This window comes from Caulobacter sp. P4_E5 (assembly GCF_056401555.1).
On record NZ_JBFUJD010000054.1, the window covers coordinates 1 to 17,318 of the forward strand.

Here is a 17,318-nt window from a genome sequence, read left to right on the forward strand (position 1 = left end):
GCGGCGTCGAACACGTCGAGATGATGCTTGGACACATCGATCCCGACCACGTCAGGGTGTATGGTCATCGTGCCTGTCCCTGTGATGCGAGGTCCGCGCCAACGGCCTCGTGCAACTGTTCAGGTGTGGTCTAAAGCGGGCGGGGATCTGGCCGGCTAACGGTCTCAAGACCTGGGACCCAACGATCTCCCGCCCGTGACCAATCTCTCACAGTTTCGACACACAGAGACCCAGGGGCCGCCGCACTGCGCTCGGCCCCTGGGTCCCGGATCGCGCAAGCGCGTCCGGGATGACGAGAATGAGGGGAAGCGTTCGAAAACGCCCCAAAACAGGCCCGTTGCGCGCCTGTGGATGACTTTCAAGAAACCCTTACGCGACAAGCGTTTGCGGCCGAAAAGGCTGTGAACCGCCCTCGTCTCACGAAAACGGCGCCTCCCGGACTACGGAGAGGCGCCGTTCTATGCGCGACAGAGGCGATTTTTCAGAGACGTTTTGAGGCTCCAAATCCGCTCCCTTGCACGCTTTTAGGTGCGTCCGATCAGACCCCTCGGGTCAGCCGGTTGCAAAGGTCGTCGAGCTGCTCGAGCGTCGCATAGGTGATGGTCAGGGTTCCGGTCGAGCCGCGATGATCGATCGACACGTCGAGGCCCAGGACCGACGACAGGTCGGCCTCAAGGGCTTGAGTGTCGGTGTCCTTGACCCGAGGCGGACGGCCGCCCTTGTTCTTGGCTGGGCGCGGATCCGGCGCCTTGCGGGCCAGGGCCTCGGTCTCGCGGACCGACAGGCCGCCGTCGATGATCTGCTTGGCCAGGCCGGCGGGATCGGCCGAGGCGGCGATGGCGCGGGCATGACCGGCCGACAGCTCGCCGCTGACCAGGTAGGACTGCACCTCGTCCGGTAGGGCCAGCAAGCGCATGGTGTTGGCCACGTGGCTGCGGCTCTTGCCGATGGTCTGGGCGATGTTCTCCTGGGTGCGGTCGAACTTCTCCATCAGCACCCTGTAGGAGAGCGCCTCTTCCAGAATGTTCAGGTCGGCGCGCTGGACGTTCTCGATGATGCCGATTTCCAGCACCGCCAGGTCGTCCAGCTCGCGGATCATGATCGGCACGGCGCGCAGGCCCGCGCGCTGGGCCGCGCGCCAGCGGCGTTCGCCGGCGACGATCTGGTATTCGCCCGGCGCGTCGGGGGCCGGCCGCACCAGGATCGGCTGCAGCACGCCCTTTTCGCGGATCGAATTGGCCAAATCCTCGAGATCATCCTCGCGGAACGTGCGGCGTGGCTGATCCGGATTGCGCTTCAGCAGCTCGATCGGCGCGTCCCTCGACCCGCCGGCGTGATCGCCCGGCGCCTGGGCCGGCGCGGCGTCGACCTCGCCCAGCAGGGCGGACAACCCACGTCCCAGACCACGACGACCTTCGGCCATACCCGGCTCTCCCACCACGACGGACTCCATCATATTCTTAGTCAAGCTTAGGTTCGGTACTCAGAATTTCAGGTCAGGCCGCCTTGGATAGGCGGTCCCGCTCGCGGCTGATCACCTCGCGGGCCAGCTTCAGATAGGCTTGGCTGCCCGCGCACTTCAGGTCGTACAGCAGCACCGGCTTGCCGAACGACGGCGCCTCCGAGACGCGGACGTTACGCGGGATGACCGCGTCATAGACCTTGTCGCCAAAGTGGGTGCGCACGTCCTTGGCCACCTGTTCCGACAGGCTGTTGCGACGGTCGTACATGGTCAGCACCACGCCCTGGATCTCCAGGTGCGGGTTGAGGCTGCCGCGCACGCGCTCGATGGTTCGCATCAACTGGGTCAGGCCTTCCAGGGCGAAGAACTCGCACTGCAGGGGCACGAACACCGCATCGGCGGCGGTCATGGCGTTGACGGTCAGCACGTTCAGCGACGGCGGGCAGTCGATCAGCACATAGGTGTAGGGCCCATTGGCGCGCAGGGGCTCCAGGGCGTCGCGCAACCGGTAGGACCGACGCGCGGTCTGACCCAGTTCGATCTCGACGCCCGACAGGTCGGCGTCGGCCGGTATGACCTCCAGGCCGGGGAGCTCGGTCTTGACGGCGGCGTCGATCACCGGGGACTCGCCCATCAGCACGTCATAGAGGGTGGTGCGGCGCGCCGTGCGGCCGATGCCCAGGCCCGTCGAACAGTTGCCCTGCGGGTCGGCGTCGATCAGCAGCACACGTTCCCCGCAAGCCGCGAGGGCGGTGCCCAGGTTGATCGCGGTCGTGGTCTTGCCCACCCCACCCTTTTGGTTGGCGATGGCGAGCACGCGGAGAGGATTAGCGGACACGGGAAAGCCTCTTCACTTGAACGATGCGGCCGCGAGGGTCGCTTTGACTAGGTCGTAGCTCACTGGCGAACTTCCAAGCGCGAGAGGCTTCGGAAAGCTCGGCCGCGACATCCTGTCCCTTCAGGAACAGACCGATCGCGCCACGGTACAGATAGGGTTCGGCGAAGCCGAGCAGCTTGGTCATCGGCGCGCAGGCCCGCGCGGTGACGACATCGACCTTCAGCTTCAGCGACTCGGCGCGAACATTGTGGATTTCGACGGGCAGATCCAACGTCTGGGCGGCCACCTCGAGGAAGCGGCAGCGCTTGGCCATGCTCTCGACCAGGTGAACCTTGGCCCCATTCCGGCCTTTCAGCAGTATGGCCAGCACGACCCCAGGCAGACCCGCGCCCGCGCCGAGGTCGGCCCAGGTCAGGGCCTCTGGCGCCATGTCCAAAAGCTGGGAGCTGTCGAGGGCGTGGCGGGTCCAGTAGGTGGCGATGGTCAGCGGCCCGACCAGGTTCATGACCGCGTTCCACTCGGCCAGCAGATCCTGATAGCGCGCCAGATCGACGAGCTGGGCGTCGCTGACCCCGGTCAGGGCCTGGTAGCCCGCCGCGTCCAGGACAGGTTCGGGGGCGAGCCCGACTTCACCCTCGGAGGCGTCAGGCTGCACGGCTGCGTCGCACGTGGGCCAGCAGCGCGGTCAGCGCGCCAGGGGTCACGCCCTCGATACGGGCCGCTTGGCCCAGGGTCAGCGGCCGCACGCGCGCCAGCTTCTCGCGGACTTCGTTCGACAGGCTGCCGACACCGGCATAGTCGAGATCGGCCGGGAGACGAAGATCCTCGTCCTTGCGCAGCGACTCCGCGTCGGCGCGCTGACGATCGAGATAGCCGGCATAGGCCGCCTCGATCTCGATCTGCTCGCGCACGTCGGTGTTCCACGTGAAAACCTCAGGCCAGACCCGGCCGAGATCGTCCAGCGAGACATCTGGATAGGCCAGCATGGCGAACAGGTCCCGGCGCACGCCGTCGCTGTTGACCTTGAACCCGACCTTCACCGCTTCGTTCGGCGTCAGGCTGACCGAACGCGCGAAGGTTCGCGCCGCTTCCAGGCGCGCCTTCTTCTCCGCCCAGGCCTTGGCGCGAACCTCGCCGACGACACCCAGTTCGACCCCGCGGTGGGTCAGGCGCTGATCGGCGTTGTCGGCGCGCAGGGTCAGGCGGAACTCGGCCCGGCTGGTGAACATCCGATAGGGCTCGGTGACGCCCCGAGTGACCAAGTCGTCGATCATCACGCCGATATAGGCCTCGTCCCGCGCGAAGACAGCGGGCTCCCTGCCCTGCGTGGCCAGGGCCGCGTTCAGACCAGCGACCAGGCCTTGGGCCCCCGCCTCTTCATAGCCCGTCGTGCCGTTGATCTGGCCGGCCAGGTACAGGCCCGGCAGGCGCTTGGTCTCCAGCGTGGCGTAAAGCTCGCGCGGATCGACATAGTCATATTCGATCGCATAGCCGTAGCGCTTGACCTCCACGGCCTCCAGGCCCGGGATCGTGCGCAGGAACAGCAGCTGGGTCTCTTCTGAAACCGATGTCGAGATCCCGTTCGGATAGACCGTGGTGTCATCCAGGCCTTCCGGCTCCAGGAACACCTGATGGCTGGTCTTGTCGGCGAAGCGGACGACCTTGTCCTCGATCGACGGGCAATAGCGCGGCCCGATCCCCGTGGCGCGACCGCCATAGACGGCGGATTCGCCCAAACGGTCGGCGATGATCTGGTGGGTCTCGGCGGTCGTGAAGGTGATGCCGCAGGCGATCTGCGGCGTCTCGATGCGATCGTTCAGGAACGAGAACGGCACGGGCTCGTCGTCACCGGGCTGCATTTCCAGCCGGTCCCAGGCGATGGTGGCGCCGTCGAGGCGCGCGGGCGTGCCAGTCTTCAAGCGACCCATCTGAAAGTCTAGGCCGTAGAGACGATCCGAAAGGCCGATCGACGGTTGGTCACCGACCCGCCCGGCAGGCGTACGGGTCTCGCCAAGATGGATCAGGCCCTTCAGGAAGGTGCCGGTCGTCAGGATTACACGTGAAGCGCGGTACGACCGCCCTTCCCCGTCGATGGCGCCGGCAACCTTGCCGTCCTCGACGATCAGGTCCTCGGCGGCGGCGGCGATGATGTCGAGGTTTTCCGTGGCGGCCAGTTCGGCCTGCATCGCCTCGCGATAGAGCTTGCGGTCGATCTGGGCGCGCGGGCCGCGAACGGCGGGACCCTTCGAGCGGTTCAGCATCCGGAACTGGATGCCAGCCTTGTCGGCCATGCGGCCCATCAGGCCGTCCAGGGCGTCGATCTCGCGGACCAGGTGACCCTTGCCCAAGCCGCCAATGGCCGGGTTGCAGGACATCTCGCCGATGGTTTCCAGCTTGTGGGTCAGCAGCAGGGTGCGGGCGCCGGCGCGCGCCGAGGCGGCCGCCGCCTCGCAGCCGGCGTGACCGCCGCCGATGACAATGACATCCCAGGTGTTGGACAACGAACTCGCCTCAATGCGAACGCCCCCGGATTTGGAGCGGGGGCGCTGGACTCGATCTATACGCCAATCAGGCGAGGCGGTCGATGCGACTCCTCGGCGTTTCACGTGAAACACCCCCGCCACAGCTGTGAGCGCGCTGTGGATAACATAGGGAGTATTTCACGTGGAACATCACTTACCGATGCAGAAGGTCGAGAAAACGCGGCCCAGCACATCCTCCGGATCAACCCGCCCGGTGATCTTCTCCAGGGCGCGAGCGGCTAGGCGGACATCCTCCGCCGCCAGTTCAACCTCCAGGCCGACGTCGGACAGCGCTCGGGCAAGATAGCCCCGAGCCTCGCCCAGGCGCTCGGCGTGGCGAAGACGCGTGGCGGCCGGGAACTCCGCACCGGACAAGGCGTCGGCGACATGAGCGGTCAGGGCGGCGCGAAGGGCGCCGACTCCGTCTTCGGAGCGTGCTGAGAGACGCGTTACGGAGAGCCCTTCCCCGCGCCAGAAAACCTCGGCGGGTTCCAAGTCGCCGGGCTCCGCGATGTCGGCCTTGTTCAGGATCAGCCAGTCCCCCGGCCGAACGGCCTCTTCAAGCTTCACTGTATGTTTCACGTGAAACCCATCGACGACCCAAAGCCTTAGGTCAGCATCCTCAGCCCAGGCCCGAGCCCGCCGGACACCCTCCGCTTCGATTACATCGGCGGTTTCGCGAAGGCCGGCCGTGTCGGCGATCAGCACCTTGTAGCCGCCGAGCACCAGGGGAACCTCGATGACATCCCGGGTCGTACCTGGCGTATCGGTGACGATGGCCGCGTCACGCTCGACCAGGCCATTCAGCAAGGTGCTCTTCCCCGCGTTCGGCGCGCCGACCAGCGCGATCCGATAGCCGTCCCGCACACGGCGACCCCGCGCGACGTCTTCAAGCGCCGCGTCGAGTTCGACGCCGAGGATCCGCAGGCCCGGCCGGGCGCGCTCGGCCACCTCCTCCGGCAGATCCTCGTCGGGAAAATCAACCGCCGCTTCCAGCATGGCCAGCGACTGAATCAGCAGATCGCGCCAGCGCGCGTAGCGCTGGCTCAGCGCGCCGCCGACCTGGCCCAGCGCCTGACTGCGCTGCGCCTCGGTCTCGGCGTCGATCAGGTCGGCGACGCCCTCGGCCTGGGCCAGGTCCAGCTTGCCATTCTCGAAGGCTCGGCGGGTGAACTCCCCCGGCTCGGCCAGGCGCGCGCCCAGAGCCGACAGCGCCGATAGCAGCACCTCGACCACAGCCCGGCCGCCGTGCACGTGAAACTCGGCGCTATCCTCGCCGGTATAGCTGGCCGGCCCTTCGAAGCGCAGGACCAAGGCCTCGTCCAGCTCGACCCCTTGGTGGCGCAGCCTGCGCAAGGCGGCCATCCGTGGCGCGGGCGCCCTACCCGCCAAGGCCTCGACGATCGACAGGGTCGCCGGACCCGAGACGCGCACGACGGCTACCGCCGCTCGCCCAGCCGCCGTGGCCAGGGCGAAGATCGTATCCGTCATTGTGTCAGTCGCGCTTGCCGACCGCCGCGCCGGCCGCCGCCGTCATCAGCTTGCGGAACTGCTCCTGGGCGCCGGTCCCGAACGCCATCCAGTTCTTCATCAGCTCCTCGGGCGCCAGCATGGCCATGTTGGCGTCCAGGCGGTTCTGCATCTCTTTCACCAGGTGGTCGTTCAAAGCACTGACATCCGGCAGGCCTAGAAAGCTGCGGGCTTCAACGGGCGTGCAGTCGATCTCGATCGTCATCTTCATTGGGAAGTTCCCTTCGGTCAGGGCACGATATTGTTATGGGGCATGGCCCGTCGGCGCAGGTTAGAGCGCTTTGGTCGAAAGTCACATCGACCCAGTATGACGGAGAGCCCCGATGAGCGAGACCCTCACGATCACAACGCCTGACGGCGCCTTTTCGGCCTATGTGGCGCGACCCCAGGCAGAGAGCGCCCCGGCCGTCGTCGTCATCCAGGAGATCTTCGGCGTCAACAAGGTCATGCGCGACATCTGCGACGGCTTGGCTGCCCAGGGCTTCGTCGCCGTATGCCCCGACCTGTTCTGGCGGATCGAGCCCGGGATCGACATCACCGACCAGAGCGAAGCGGAATGGAAGCGCGCCTTCGAACTGTTCAACGCGTTCGACGTGGACGCCGGCATCGGCGACATCGCCGCGACGATCGCCGCGGCCCGTAAGCTGGACGGCGTCGATGGCAAGGTCGGTGCGGTCGGTTACTGCCTCGGCGGCCTGCTGGCCTTCTTGACCGCAACCCGAACCGACGTCGACGCTAGCGTCTCCTATTACGGCGTCGGCCTCGAGAAGCGGGTCGGCGAGGCCGAGAAGCTGAACAAGCCGCTGCTGATGCACATCGCCGAGAAGGATCAGTTCGTGCCGCCGGAAGCTCAGCAGGTCATCCTCAACGCGTTGAAGGATCACCCGCAGATCGAGATCCATACCTATGCCGATCGCGACCACGCGTTCGCGCGCGAAGGCGGCGCGCACTACGATGCGGTCGACGCGGCCAAGGCCAACGGCCGCAGCCTGACCTTCTTCCGCAAGGTGCTTTCGCAGGGAGAGCAAGGCTAATGCTGGCGATCCAAGCCGTTCGCGCCGGCGGACCCGAGGTGCTCGAGAGCATCGACCTGCCGCTCCCCTCGCCCGCCGCCGGCCAGATCCTGGTCCGGCACCAAGCCGTCGGCTTGAACTATATCGACACCTATCACCGCTCGGGCCTCTACCCGCTGAAGATGCCGGCGGTCATCGGCCTGGAAGCGGCCGGGATCGTCGAAGCGACTGGCGATGGGGTCACCCGATTCCAGGTCGGCGATCGCGTCGCCTATAACGGGACCATGGGCGCCTATGCCGAAGCCGCGGCCGTTCCGGCGGATCGGGCCGTAAAGGTTCCGGACGGCGTCACGCTGGAGATCGCGGCAGCGGCCCTACTCAAGGGCATGACCGCCGAGTTCCTGATCCGCCGGTGTTTCCACGTGAAACATGGCCATACCGTTCTGATCCACGCCGCCGCCGGTGGTGTCGGTCAGATCCTGGTCCAGTGGTGCAAGGCCCTGGGTGCGATCGTCATCGCCACCGTCGGATCCGAGGCCAAGGCGGCGATCGCCCGCGATCTAGAGGCCGACCATGTCATCAACTACAGCCGGGAAGACGTCCCGGCCCGCGTCGCCGAGATCACCGGCGGCCAGGGCGTGGCCGTGGTCTATGACGGCGTCGGCAAGGATACCTGGGACGCCAGCTTCAAGAGCTTGGCCAAACGCGCCACGCTGGTCACCTTCGGCAACGCCTCGGGACCGGTCCCGCCGTTCGCCCCCCTAGAGCTGGGCGCCAAGTCGGCCTACGTCACCCGCCCGCGCCTGTTCGACTATATCGCCACGACGCAAGAGCTGGATGAGAGCGCCGAAGCCTTGTTCGCGGTGATCGGCTCGGGCGCGGTGAAGATCGACATAGGCCAGACCTTCCCGCTCGCCGAAGCCCGCGCCGCTCACGAGGCGCTCGAGGGCCGGCGTACGACCGGCGCGACCTTGCTGATCCCATAGGCCCACGCACTCGCAATACCAACGCGGTAGGGCTCAATAAAAAAGGCGCCGGGTAGCACCGGCGCCTTTCTCGTATCTGGCTGAGTCCGTCTGGACTCAGGTGTTCATCGACTGGAAGAAGTCGCCGTTGGTCTTCGACTGACGCAGCTTGTCGAGCAAGAATTCGATCGCGTCCGAGGCGCCCATCGGGTTGAGAATCCGGCGCAGAACGTAGGTCTTCTGCAGCTGGTCGCGCGGGGTGATGAGCTCTTCCTTGCGGGTGCCCGACTTGAGCACGTCGATGGCCGGGAAGATGCGCTTGTCAGCCACCTTACGATCAAGGACGATTTCCGAGTTACCGGTGCCCTTGAACTCTTCGAAGATGACTTCGTCCATGCGGCTGCCGGTGTCGATCAGGGCCGTGGCGATGATCGACAGCGAACCGCCCTCCTCGACGTTGCGCGCGGCGCCGAAGAAGCGCTTCGGGCGCTGCAGGGCGTTGGCGTCGACACCGCCGGTCAGCACCTTGCCCGACGACGGGACGGTGGTGTTGTAGGCGCGGCCCAGACGGGTGACCGAGTCCAGCAGGATGACGACGTCGCGCTTGTGCTCGACCAGGCGCTTGGCCTTCTCGATGACCATCTCGGCCACCTGCACGTGGCGCGTCGCCGGCTCGTCGAAGGTCGAGGCGATGACTTCGCCCTTCACGGTGCGCTGCATGTCGGTGACTTCTTCCGGGCGCTCGTCGATCAGCAGGACGATCAGGTAGCACTCGGGGTGGTTGGTCTCGATCGACTTGGCGATGTTCTGCAGCATGACCGTCTTACCCACCCGCGGCGGGGCGACGATCAGGCAGCGCTGGCCCTTGCCGAGCGGGGCGACGATGTCGATGACGCGGCCCGAGCGATCCTTGATGGTCGGATCGGGCAGTTCCATGTTCAAGCGCTCTTCGGGATAGAGCGGCGTCAGGTTGTCGAAGTGGATCTTGTGCTTGACGTTGTCAGGCGCTTCGAAATTGATCTTGGCCACGCTGGTCAGGGCGAAGTAGCGCTCGCCTTCGCGCGGCGAGCGGATCGCGCCGTCGACGCTGTCGCCGGTGCGCAGGCCATACTTCCGGATCTGCGACGGCGAGACATAGATGTCGTCCGGCCCGGGCAGGTAGTTGGCTTCCGGCGAACGCAGGAAGCCGAAGCCATCCTGCAGCACTTCCATGGTGCCCGACCCCGAGATCTCCACGCCTTCCTCGGCGAGGGTCTTCAGGATCGCGAACATCATGTCCTGCTTGCGCATGGAGTTGGCGTTCTCGACCTCGAAGGTCTCGGCGAACGCCAGCAGGTCGGCCGGGGATTTCTCCTTCAGCTCCTGCAGGGACATGGACTTCAGGCCCAGGGCCGCGACGGCCGCGGCGATGTCGGAGCCCTCGTCGTCGCCTTCGGCTTCAGCCGCGCTATCAGAGCTCGCCTCGGCGGTCGTATCGACGACGTCCTCGGCGGCTTCTTGGACGGTCGCCTCTTCGGCGGCCGGGATTTCGTTTTCGGTTTCTTCGGTCATGACAAGACTCAAGTCAGGGCGCGGACTCCACGACGGAGTCCGGCCGGTAGAATTTCAAGGATCACGCCAGGCCAACCCATCGGAGCGGACCAGGCGAGCGCGTCGATTGACGATGACGCGGATCGTTCGGGGGACGAACCTTGGAGCGGAACCGCTCGCGGGGCGCGCCAGGACGGGCGCCGGTCCGTGAAGAGAAGTTCGGAAATTCCGAACCTCTTGGATGCAAACCACGCGGGGGCCGGCGGGTCAAGCGCCGCCGGCCATACCTAGTGGTTCAGGAACTTGGTCGTCACCGAGATGACGATGATGATCGCCAGCACGAACGGGATCTCGTTGGTGGCCCGCCAGAACTTTTCCGAGCGGGTGTTCTGGCCGTTGGCGAACTTGCGGACCGCGCCCGACAGCACGCCGTGCCAACCGTATAGGCCGACCAGGGCGATAAGCTTGGTCAGCATCCAGGGCTCGACCAGGAAGTCCGCGCCGCGAATTTGGCTGTCGGCCAGGATCAGCAATAGCCCGAACACGAAGGTCGCGATCGAGGCCGGGTTGATGATGAACTTCAGGAGCTTGCGCTCCATGACCTTGAAGGTCTCGTCCATCTCCGAACCGGGCGTGGCCCGCACGTGATAGACGAACAGCCGCGGCAGATAGAGCATCCCGGCCATGAAGGCGATGACCGACAGGATGTGCAGACCGCGCACCAGGTTGAAATGCGCCACCAGGAAATCGATCATGCCTGGGTTCCCTCCTTGCACGGACAGTTGAATTCGCCGCAACGCCAGTCGCTTCCCGGGACAATCCCATGTGCGGCCAACGCCTTGCCGATCATCGCGGCCAGACCACCTATGAACTCCGGCGCGGCGCCCAGGGCCGGCACGCGGATATAGGGCGCGGCCCCCACTTCTTGGGCCAGCTCGGCGTATTCGTGATCCAGCTCGACCAGGGTCTCGACGTGCTCGGAGACGAAGGCGATCGGCGTGACGATCACGCCCTTCCCTTCGACGCCGGCCCGGCGGATCTCATCGTCGGTCGAGGGGCCGATCCACTTCATCGGCCCGACCCGGCTCTGGTAGCAGACAGTCCAGTCCAGATCGGCCGGCAACCGGGCGGCGACCGCCGCGGCCGTGGCCTCGATCTGCTTCTGGTAAGGGTCGCCGGCCAGGATCACCTTCTCCGGCAGCCCATGGGCCGAGAACAGCAAGCGGACGTTCGCCGGCGACCCGGCCTTCTCCCAGGTCTCGCGGATCAGACGGACGTGGGCTTCGATCAAGCCCGCCTCGGTCGGATAGCAGCAGACCGTCGTCTGGCGACCGCCGCCTGAATAGGTCTCGCGCCAGGCTTTCAAGGACGAGCCGGTCGTGGTCGCCGAATACTGCGGGTAGAGCGGCAGCAGAACGACCTCGTCCGGACCGAACGCCTTGACCGCCTTGGCTGTCTCGCCAGTCAGCGGGTTCCAGTAGCGCATGGCGATGAAGCACCTGGCCTCGACACCCGGCAGGGCCCGCGCCAGCTCGACCTCCAGCGCCCTCGCCTGCTTCTCCGTCTCCGGTAGCAGCGGCGAGCCGCCGCCCATGATCGCGTAGTTGGCCTTGGCGGTCTTCTCCCGCGTGGTGGCGATCAGGGCCGCGATCGGATAGCGGGCGACCGCTGGCAGGCCGATGATCGCCGGATCGCGGAACAGGTTGAACAGGAACGGCCGCACCGCGCGCGGACCATCGGGCCCGCCGAGATTGAACAGGACGACGGCGAGCTTCTTGCTCACCGCGAAACGACCTTCTGGCCGGTCACTCGCTTCAGAACCGCCTCGACATGGGCGATCGGCGTGTCGGGCAAGATGCCGTGGCCCAGGTTGAAGATGTAGGGACCCTGGTTCCATTGTTCCAGCAGCTCGTCGACCCGCTTCAGCAGGGCGTCGCCACCGGCCCTCAGCAGCAGGGGATCCAGCGCCCCCTGGATAGTCTTGGTCTTCTGGATCGATTGTCCGAGCTTGGCCGATGCCTGGGTGTCGAGCGCGACGCCCTGCACCGGAGTCTGCGCGGCATAGGCCTCGACCAGGGTTCCTGCCCCACGCGGGAAGCCGATGATCGGCACGGTGACGCCCCGCGCCCGCAGCCCTTCGATGATCTTCGTGTGCGGCTTGGTCACGAGGCGGTCGAACAGCGGTTCGGACAGGCCCTCGGCCCAGCTCTCGAACAGCTTCAGGGCCTGGGCCCCGGCGTCGACCTGCATGGCCAGATAGTCGATGGTCGAGTCGACCAGCACCTGGATCAAGGCGTCCAGCTTGTCGGCGTTCTGGTAGGCGTAGGTCCGTGCGCCGCTGCGATCGCTGGAGCCGCCCTCGATCATGTAGGTCGCCACGGTCCAGGGCGCGCCGGCGAAACCGATCAGGGCCTTGTCCGTATCGAGCGCCGAACGAACCCTCGTCAGCGTCTCCCCGACGAGCGAAAGGGCCTTGCCCGCCTCGCTGGCCTTTTCGGCCATGGACTCGATCGACGGCATCTCGCCCAGCTTCGGACCTTCGCCGGCCTCGAACCAGACCTTCTGGCCCAGCGCGCCGGGGATCAGCAGGATGTCGGCGAAGACGATGGCGGCGTCGTAGGGAAACCGTCGCATCGGCTGCAGCGTGACCTCGGCCGCCTTTTCCGGATCGAAGCAAAAGCTGATGAAGTCCGGGGCCGTGGCCCGCACCGCCCGGTACTCGGGCAGATACCGTCCTGCTTGCCGCATGAACCAGATCGGCGGGTTCGCATGCCGCTCGCCGGAAAGCGCGGAGAGAAACTTCGGGGTCTGGGCGGGAGACGTCATGGCTCGGGTTAAAGCCCGGCGTGAGCTCTGGCTCAAGTCCGTAAGACTCCTATCATTTCTTAATAAGAAATTAAGATTGGAGGAGGGTGTTGGAGGGCAACTGCATAGTGGGGAAAACCCCTGACGGGCGAGTGACTCCCACACGCGATCCGCCTTTGCTCCCAAGGCTTCCCACATGTGGTTAAGGCTTTGTTAATCATGTGGACGCCTTGGCAGGCCGTTGAAGACCTTAATGAAATCTTAATGCCAAACGGCGGGCGAGAGTCCGCTCGCGAGACTCGTCCCCGGTCTTTGGAGAGCCGGGATTCAGACTTCGGGGGATGCGGGGCGAGCCTGGGGATGATAGGCGAGCAATGCGACCGTTGATCACAGCGGCGCCATGTCACGACGCCTCCAAGGCCCTTTGGCGCCCGGGCGTCCCCAGAGGCAGGGCAAGTGGTTAAGCAACCGTTAACGGATGATCCACAGGAGAGTCTGGCGCAGGGGGAGGCCGAACGGCTGCCGCCGCGCTTCGCCACGTACTTCCATATCCACCTGGTTTCGGATTCCACGGGCGAGACACTCAACGCCATGGCGCGCGCGGTCTGCGCCCGGTTCACCGACATCCTACCCATCGAACACATCTACGCCCTGGTTCGTTCCACCCGGCAGCTGGACCGGGCGCTGGAAGAGATCTCCGGCGCGCCGGGCGTGGTCATGCATACGATCGTCGATCCGGGCCTGCGCGCCGCGCTCGAGGAAGGCTGCCGGCGGCTGGAAATGCCCTGCATCGCCGCCCTCGATCCGGTGATCAGCGCCATGTCGCGCTATCTGGGCGCGCGGATCTCGACCCGGGTCGGGGCCCAGCACGCCCTGACCAACGACTATTTCGACCGGATCGAGGCGCTCGACTACGCCATCGCCCATGACGACGGCCAAGGCGGCCAGGACCTGACCCAGGCCGACGTGATCCTGGTCGGGGTGTCGCGGACCTCGAAAACCCCGACCTGCATCTACCTGGCTCACCGAGGCGTGCGCGCCGCCAATGTGCCGCTGGTCCCGGGCCGGCCGCCGCCGCCGGAGCTGTTCGAGCTGAAGAACACCCTGATCGTCGGCCTGATCACCTCGCCCGACCGGCTGATCCAGATCCGCCGCAACCGCCTGCTCTCCCTGAAGGAGAACCGCGAGAGCGACTATGTCGACGGCGACGCCGTGCGCCAGGAGATCATCGCCGCCCGCCGCCTGTTCGAACGGATGAACTGGCCGGTCATCGACATCACCCGCCGCTCGGTCGAGGAGACGGCGGCGGCGATCATCAACCTGCTGTCGGGCGGCCGCGGCAAGGTCGAGGTTCTGGGATGAGCTCATCGGTTCCGGTCACCCTGGCGTCGAAGAGCGCGGCCCGTCAGATGATCCTGAAGAACGCCGGCGTCGCCTTCGAGGCGGTCAGTCCCGGTGTCGACGAGGACGCCGCCAAGGCTTCGCTGCTGGCCGAGGACGTCACGCCACGTGACGTCGCCGACGCCCTGGCCGAGATGAAGGCGGTCAAGGTCTCGGCCAGACGGTCCGGCCTGGTGATCGGCGCCGACCAGACGCTCGATCTCAAGGGCAAGCTGATCGACAAGGCCGAAAGCCTGGCGGAAGCCCGCGACCGTCTGCTGGAGCTGCGCGGCCAGGTCCACAAGCTGCACTCGGCCGTGGTCGTGGCCCGCGACGGCCAGCCGATCTGGCGGATCGTCGAGAGCGCCAAGCTGACGGTGCGGCCGTTCAGCGAGGCCTGGCTCGACGCCTATATAGAGCGTCGCGGCGAGGCCCTGCTGTGGTCGGTCGGCTGCTACGAGCTGGAGAGCGAGGGCGTGCAGCTGTTCAGCGAAGTGGACGGCGACTATTTCACCATCCTGGGCCTGCCGCTGATCGGGCTGCTGGATTTCCTGCGTCTTCACGGAGCCCTCCCGGCATGACTTCGACCATCTCGGGGGCGGCCATCATCGGCGGCGTCTGCGGCGCGCCGATCCGTCACTCGATGAGCCCGCTGATCCACAACGCCTGGATCCAGGCCGCCGGGCTCGACGCCGCCTATGTGCCGTTCGCGCCGCGACCCGAGGACTTCGAGACGTTCGTGCAGGGCTTTCGCGGCGGCGCCATTCGCGGCCTCAACGTCACGATCCCCTTCAAGGAAAGAGCGCTGGCGGCCGCCGACCATGCCAGCGACCTGGCCAAGATGGCCGGCGCGGCCAACCTGCTGATCTTCGAGGCTGACGGCGCGATCCACGCCGACAATACCGACGGCCCCGGCTTGCTGGGCGCGATCGCCGAGCAGGCGCCGGGCTTTTCGGTCTCGGCCGCGCCGGTCGTGATCCTCGGGGCCGGCGGCGCGGCGCGCGGGGCGACCGCCGCCCTGCTGCTGGCCGGCGCGCCTCAGGTGCGGATCGTTAATCGCACGATCGCTCGCGCCCAGGAGCTGGCCGACGCGTTCGGCGACAAGGTCGTGGCGGCCGGCGAGTCCGACCTGCCCGGCTTGCTCGCCGACGCCGGCCTGGTGATCAACGCCACCTCGCTCGGCCTCGGCGGCGGCGAGGGTCCGGCGGCCGACCTCGCCCTGACGCCCGACACGGCCGTGGTCATGGACATGGTCTACAAGCCGCTGCGCACGGAATTCCTGCGCCGGGCGCAGGCCGCCGGCCGCCGCACCGTCGATGGCCTGGAGATGCTGCTGCGTCAGGCGGTCCCGACCTTCCAGCGAATGTATGGCGTCGCGCCGCCGGCCGAGGTCGACGCGCGCGGCCTGCTGCTGCATATTCTCGGCGAGGCCTGAGCCATGCTGGTCCTCGGCCTGACCGGCTCGATCGGCATGGGCAAGTCGACCACTTCGGCGATGTTCCAAGCGCAGGGCGTGCCGGTCTACGATTCCGACGCCGCCGTCCACGCGCTCTACGCTGTCGGCGGCGCGGCCGTCGCGCCGGTCGCGGCGGCCTTTCCGGGGGTGGTGGTCGATGGCGCGATCGACCGCGCCAAGCTCAGCGCCGCCGTGGTCGGCAATTCGGAAGCCCTGGCCCAGCTGGAGGCGATCGTCCATCCGCTGGTTGGCGCCCATCGGATCGGCTTCTTCGAAGAAGCGGAGGMGAAAGGCCACGACATCGTCGTGCTCGACATTCCCCTGCTCTATGAGACCGGCGGCGAGAAGAAGGTCGACAAGGTGGTGGTGGTTTCGGCCCCGGCCGACGTCCAGCGCCAGCGGGTTCTGGCGCGGCCCGGCATGACCCCGGAAAAGTTCGCGGCCATCCTGGCCCGCCAGACGCCCGACGCCGAAAAGCGCGCCCGCGCCGATTTCGTCATCGATACGGGACAAGGGCTGGACCATGCGCGCCAGCAGGTCCGCGACCTTCTGACTCTGTTGAGAACTTCCCGCTCCGCTTGAAGCGGCCCTCGAAGCGGGCCATTGAAGAGCGATGGCCCGGGAAATCATCCTCGACACCGAAACCACCGGCTTCGATCCGAAGACGGGCGACCGCCTGGTCGAGATCGGCTGCATCGAGGTGGTCGACTTCATGCCGACCGGCCGCTCGTTCCACGAATATTGCGACCCGCTGCGTGACATGCCGGCCGAGGCCGAGAAGGTCCACGGCCTGTCCGGCGCCTTCCTGGCCGGCAAGCCGAAGTTCCACGAGATCGCCGACAAGTTCATCGAGTTCGTCGGCGACAGCGTCGTCGTCGCCCACAACGCCGCCTTCGACCGCTCGTTCGTCAATTTCGAGCTGGAGAAATGCGGTCGGGCGCCGATCCAGGAAGAGCAGTGGGTCGATACCTTGGCCATGGCCAAGAAGCGCTTCCCGGGCATGTACAACTCGCTGGACGCGCTGTGTAAGCGTTTCAAGATCAGCCTGGAAAGCCGCGACAAGCACGGCGCCCTGATCGACGCCCACTTGCTGGCCGAGGTCTATCTGGAACTGCAGGGCGGCAAGGAACGCGCCCTGGAACTGACCCACGCCGTCTCGGCGATGGCGATCTCGGCCGCGATCCAGGGCTCGTACGGGGCTCGCCCCCGGCCGCTCGCGCCCCGCTCGACCGACACCGAGCGCGAGGTCCACGCCGCCTGGATCCGCAAGAACTTCAAGGACAAGGCGCTGTGGTTCCAGTTCGGGGTCGTCGCGGCTGAGGGCTAGGGTTTCCGTCATGCGCTCTCGGCTTCACGCGGCTTTCCGCTGAAGTTGGTGGGGAGGCGACGGAGCGGCCGGGCGAACCCGGAGACCGTGAGGGTTTGTGTGTTTCGGCTCGCTTACCGCTCCGCCAGGCTGTTCTCTGCCGTGAGGACGGCGGGCGTGAGCGTTGTCTGCTCGGGCCTCCGTTACCCCCGGACGGGCGTGGACCAACTGGATCGGCTACTCCGTCTCCAGCTCGGCGATCCACGATAGGCGGTTTTGGATCGATCACCGCCCTGTCGCTCCGCTGACGATTTGGTCCCGGACGGTCCCGTCACTCGCGCGCGCTCCTAAAGAGTAAGCCGCGCGACCTGACGACATCGCCGGGAACCGCCAGCGGCCCCGCTCAACCTATCCCCGCCGCCGCTTCGGGCCGGATCCAAGCGCCCTCCCCTTGCGATAGGGACAGCTGTGAGTATGAGGCGGGGCTGAACGCGGATCATTCAGAGGCGTG

General features: G+C 66.5%; 17 protein-coding genes. 7 read left to right on the top strand and 10 right to left on the bottom strand.

Annotation, left to right across the window (positions count from 1 at the left end):
- Positions 1-538: 538 nt before the first annotated feature.
- From AC1DSO_RS16230 to AC1DSO_RS16255, 6 genes are all read right to left on the bottom strand, one after another.
- Entirely contained in the window at positions 539-1,453 is a 915-nt protein-coding gene (locus tag AC1DSO_RS16230; protein ID WP_477069838.1) for a ParB/RepB/Spo0J family partition protein, read from the bottom strand.
- Positions 1,454-1,496: 43 nt separating this feature from the next.
- Entirely contained in the window at positions 1,497-2,300 is an 804-nt protein-coding gene (locus AC1DSO_RS16235) for a ParA family protein (protein WP_477069802.1), read from the bottom strand.
- Complete coding sequence (gene rsmG / locus AC1DSO_RS16240; protein ID WP_477069803.1) at positions 2,290-2,955, bottom strand: 16S rRNA (guanine(527)-N(7))-methyltransferase RsmG; 666 nt, start codon at positions 2,953-2,955, stop codon at positions 2,290-2,292. The genes AC1DSO_RS16235 and rsmG overlap by 11 nt, the downstream gene beginning before the upstream one ends.
- Entirely contained in the window at positions 2,945-4,801 is a 1,857-nt protein-coding gene (gene mnmG, locus AC1DSO_RS16245) for a tRNA uridine-5-carboxymethylaminomethyl(34) synthesis enzyme MnmG (RefSeq protein WP_477069804.1), read from the bottom strand. Before mnmG ends, rsmG begins: the two co-directional genes overlap by 11 nt.
- 171 nt (positions 4,802-4,972) lie before the next feature.
- Positions 4,973-6,313 carry a tRNA uridine-5-carboxymethylaminomethyl(34) synthesis GTPase MnmE gene (gene mnmE / locus AC1DSO_RS16250; protein ID WP_477069805.1) on the bottom strand — a complete coding sequence of 447 codons (1,341 nt, stop codon included), beginning with the start codon at positions 6,311-6,313 and terminating at the stop codon, positions 4,973-4,975.
- A gap of 4 nt (positions 6,314-6,317) precedes the next feature.
- Positions 6,318-6,563 (bottom strand): DUF6489 family protein, encoded by a 246-nt coding sequence (locus AC1DSO_RS16255; protein WP_477069806.1) that lies wholly within the window; start codon positions 6,561-6,563, stop codon positions 6,318-6,320.
- Positions 6,564-6,675: 112 nt separating this feature from the next.
- On the opposite strand from AC1DSO_RS16255, the gene AC1DSO_RS16260 reads away from it, so the two are divergent.
- Together AC1DSO_RS16260 and AC1DSO_RS16265 are read left to right on the top strand one after the other, a co-directional pair.
- Positions 6,676-7,386 carry a dienelactone hydrolase family protein gene (locus AC1DSO_RS16260; RefSeq protein WP_477069807.1) on the top strand — a complete coding sequence of 237 codons (711 nt, stop codon included), beginning with the start codon at positions 6,676-6,678 and terminating at the stop codon, positions 7,384-7,386.
- Positions 7,386-8,351, top strand: a complete 966-nt coding sequence (locus AC1DSO_RS16265) for a quinone oxidoreductase family protein (RefSeq protein WP_477069808.1) — start codon at positions 7,386-7,388, stop codon at positions 8,349-8,351. The genes AC1DSO_RS16260 and AC1DSO_RS16265 overlap by 1 nt, the downstream gene beginning before the upstream one ends.
- A 96-nt stretch (positions 8,352-8,447) precedes the next feature.
- Here AC1DSO_RS16265 and rho read toward each other — a convergent pair whose 3' ends face one another.
- From rho to hemE, 4 genes are all read right to left on the bottom strand, one after another.
- A complete protein-coding gene (gene rho / locus AC1DSO_RS16270; RefSeq protein ID WP_477069809.1) occupies positions 8,448-9,881 on the bottom strand; it encodes a transcription termination factor Rho in 1,434 nt (477 codons plus the stop codon).
- A gap of 266 nt (positions 9,882-10,147) precedes the next feature.
- Positions 10,148-10,615, bottom strand: coding sequence for a CopD family protein (locus AC1DSO_RS16275; protein WP_477069810.1), 468 nt, complete (start codon positions 10,613-10,615; stop codon positions 10,148-10,150).
- Entirely contained in the window at positions 10,612-11,643 is a 1,032-nt protein-coding gene (gene hemH, locus AC1DSO_RS16280) for a ferrochelatase (RefSeq protein WP_477069811.1), read from the bottom strand. Before hemH ends, AC1DSO_RS16275 begins: the two co-directional genes overlap by 4 nt.
- Entirely contained in the window at positions 11,640-12,686 is a 1,047-nt protein-coding gene (hemE, locus tag AC1DSO_RS16285) for a uroporphyrinogen decarboxylase (RefSeq protein WP_477069812.1), read from the bottom strand. Before hemE ends, hemH begins: the two co-directional genes overlap by 4 nt.
- Before the next feature lie 435 nt (positions 12,687-13,121).
- Between hemE and AC1DSO_RS16290 the strand changes: the two genes are divergently transcribed.
- The 5 genes from AC1DSO_RS16290 to dnaQ are packed head-to-tail and all read left to right on the top strand — an operon-like array spanning position 13,122 to position 16,828.
- Positions 13,122-14,027: a pyruvate, water dikinase regulatory protein gene (locus AC1DSO_RS16290; RefSeq protein WP_477069813.1), complete on the top strand. Its 906-nt coding sequence runs from the start codon at positions 13,122-13,124 to the stop codon at positions 14,025-14,027.
- Entirely contained in the window at positions 14,024-14,626 is a 603-nt protein-coding gene (locus tag AC1DSO_RS16295) for a Maf family protein (protein WP_477069814.1), read from the top strand. Before AC1DSO_RS16290 ends, AC1DSO_RS16295 begins: the two co-directional genes overlap by 4 nt.
- Positions 14,623-15,480, top strand: a complete 858-nt coding sequence (aroE, locus tag AC1DSO_RS16300) for a shikimate dehydrogenase (RefSeq protein ID WP_477069815.1) — start codon at positions 14,623-14,625, stop codon at positions 15,478-15,480. Before AC1DSO_RS16295 ends, aroE begins: the two co-directional genes overlap by 4 nt.
- Positions 15,481-15,483: 3 nt before the next feature.
- Complete coding sequence (gene coaE, locus AC1DSO_RS16305) at positions 15,484-16,083, top strand: dephospho-CoA kinase (protein ID WP_477069816.1); 600 nt, start codon at positions 15,484-15,486, stop codon at positions 16,081-16,083.
- Between the two features lie 31 nt (positions 16,084-16,114).
- A complete protein-coding gene (gene dnaQ, locus AC1DSO_RS16310; RefSeq protein ID WP_477069817.1) occupies positions 16,115-16,828 on the top strand; it encodes a DNA polymerase III subunit epsilon in 714 nt (237 codons plus the stop codon).
- Positions 16,829-17,318 lie beyond the last annotated feature (490 nt).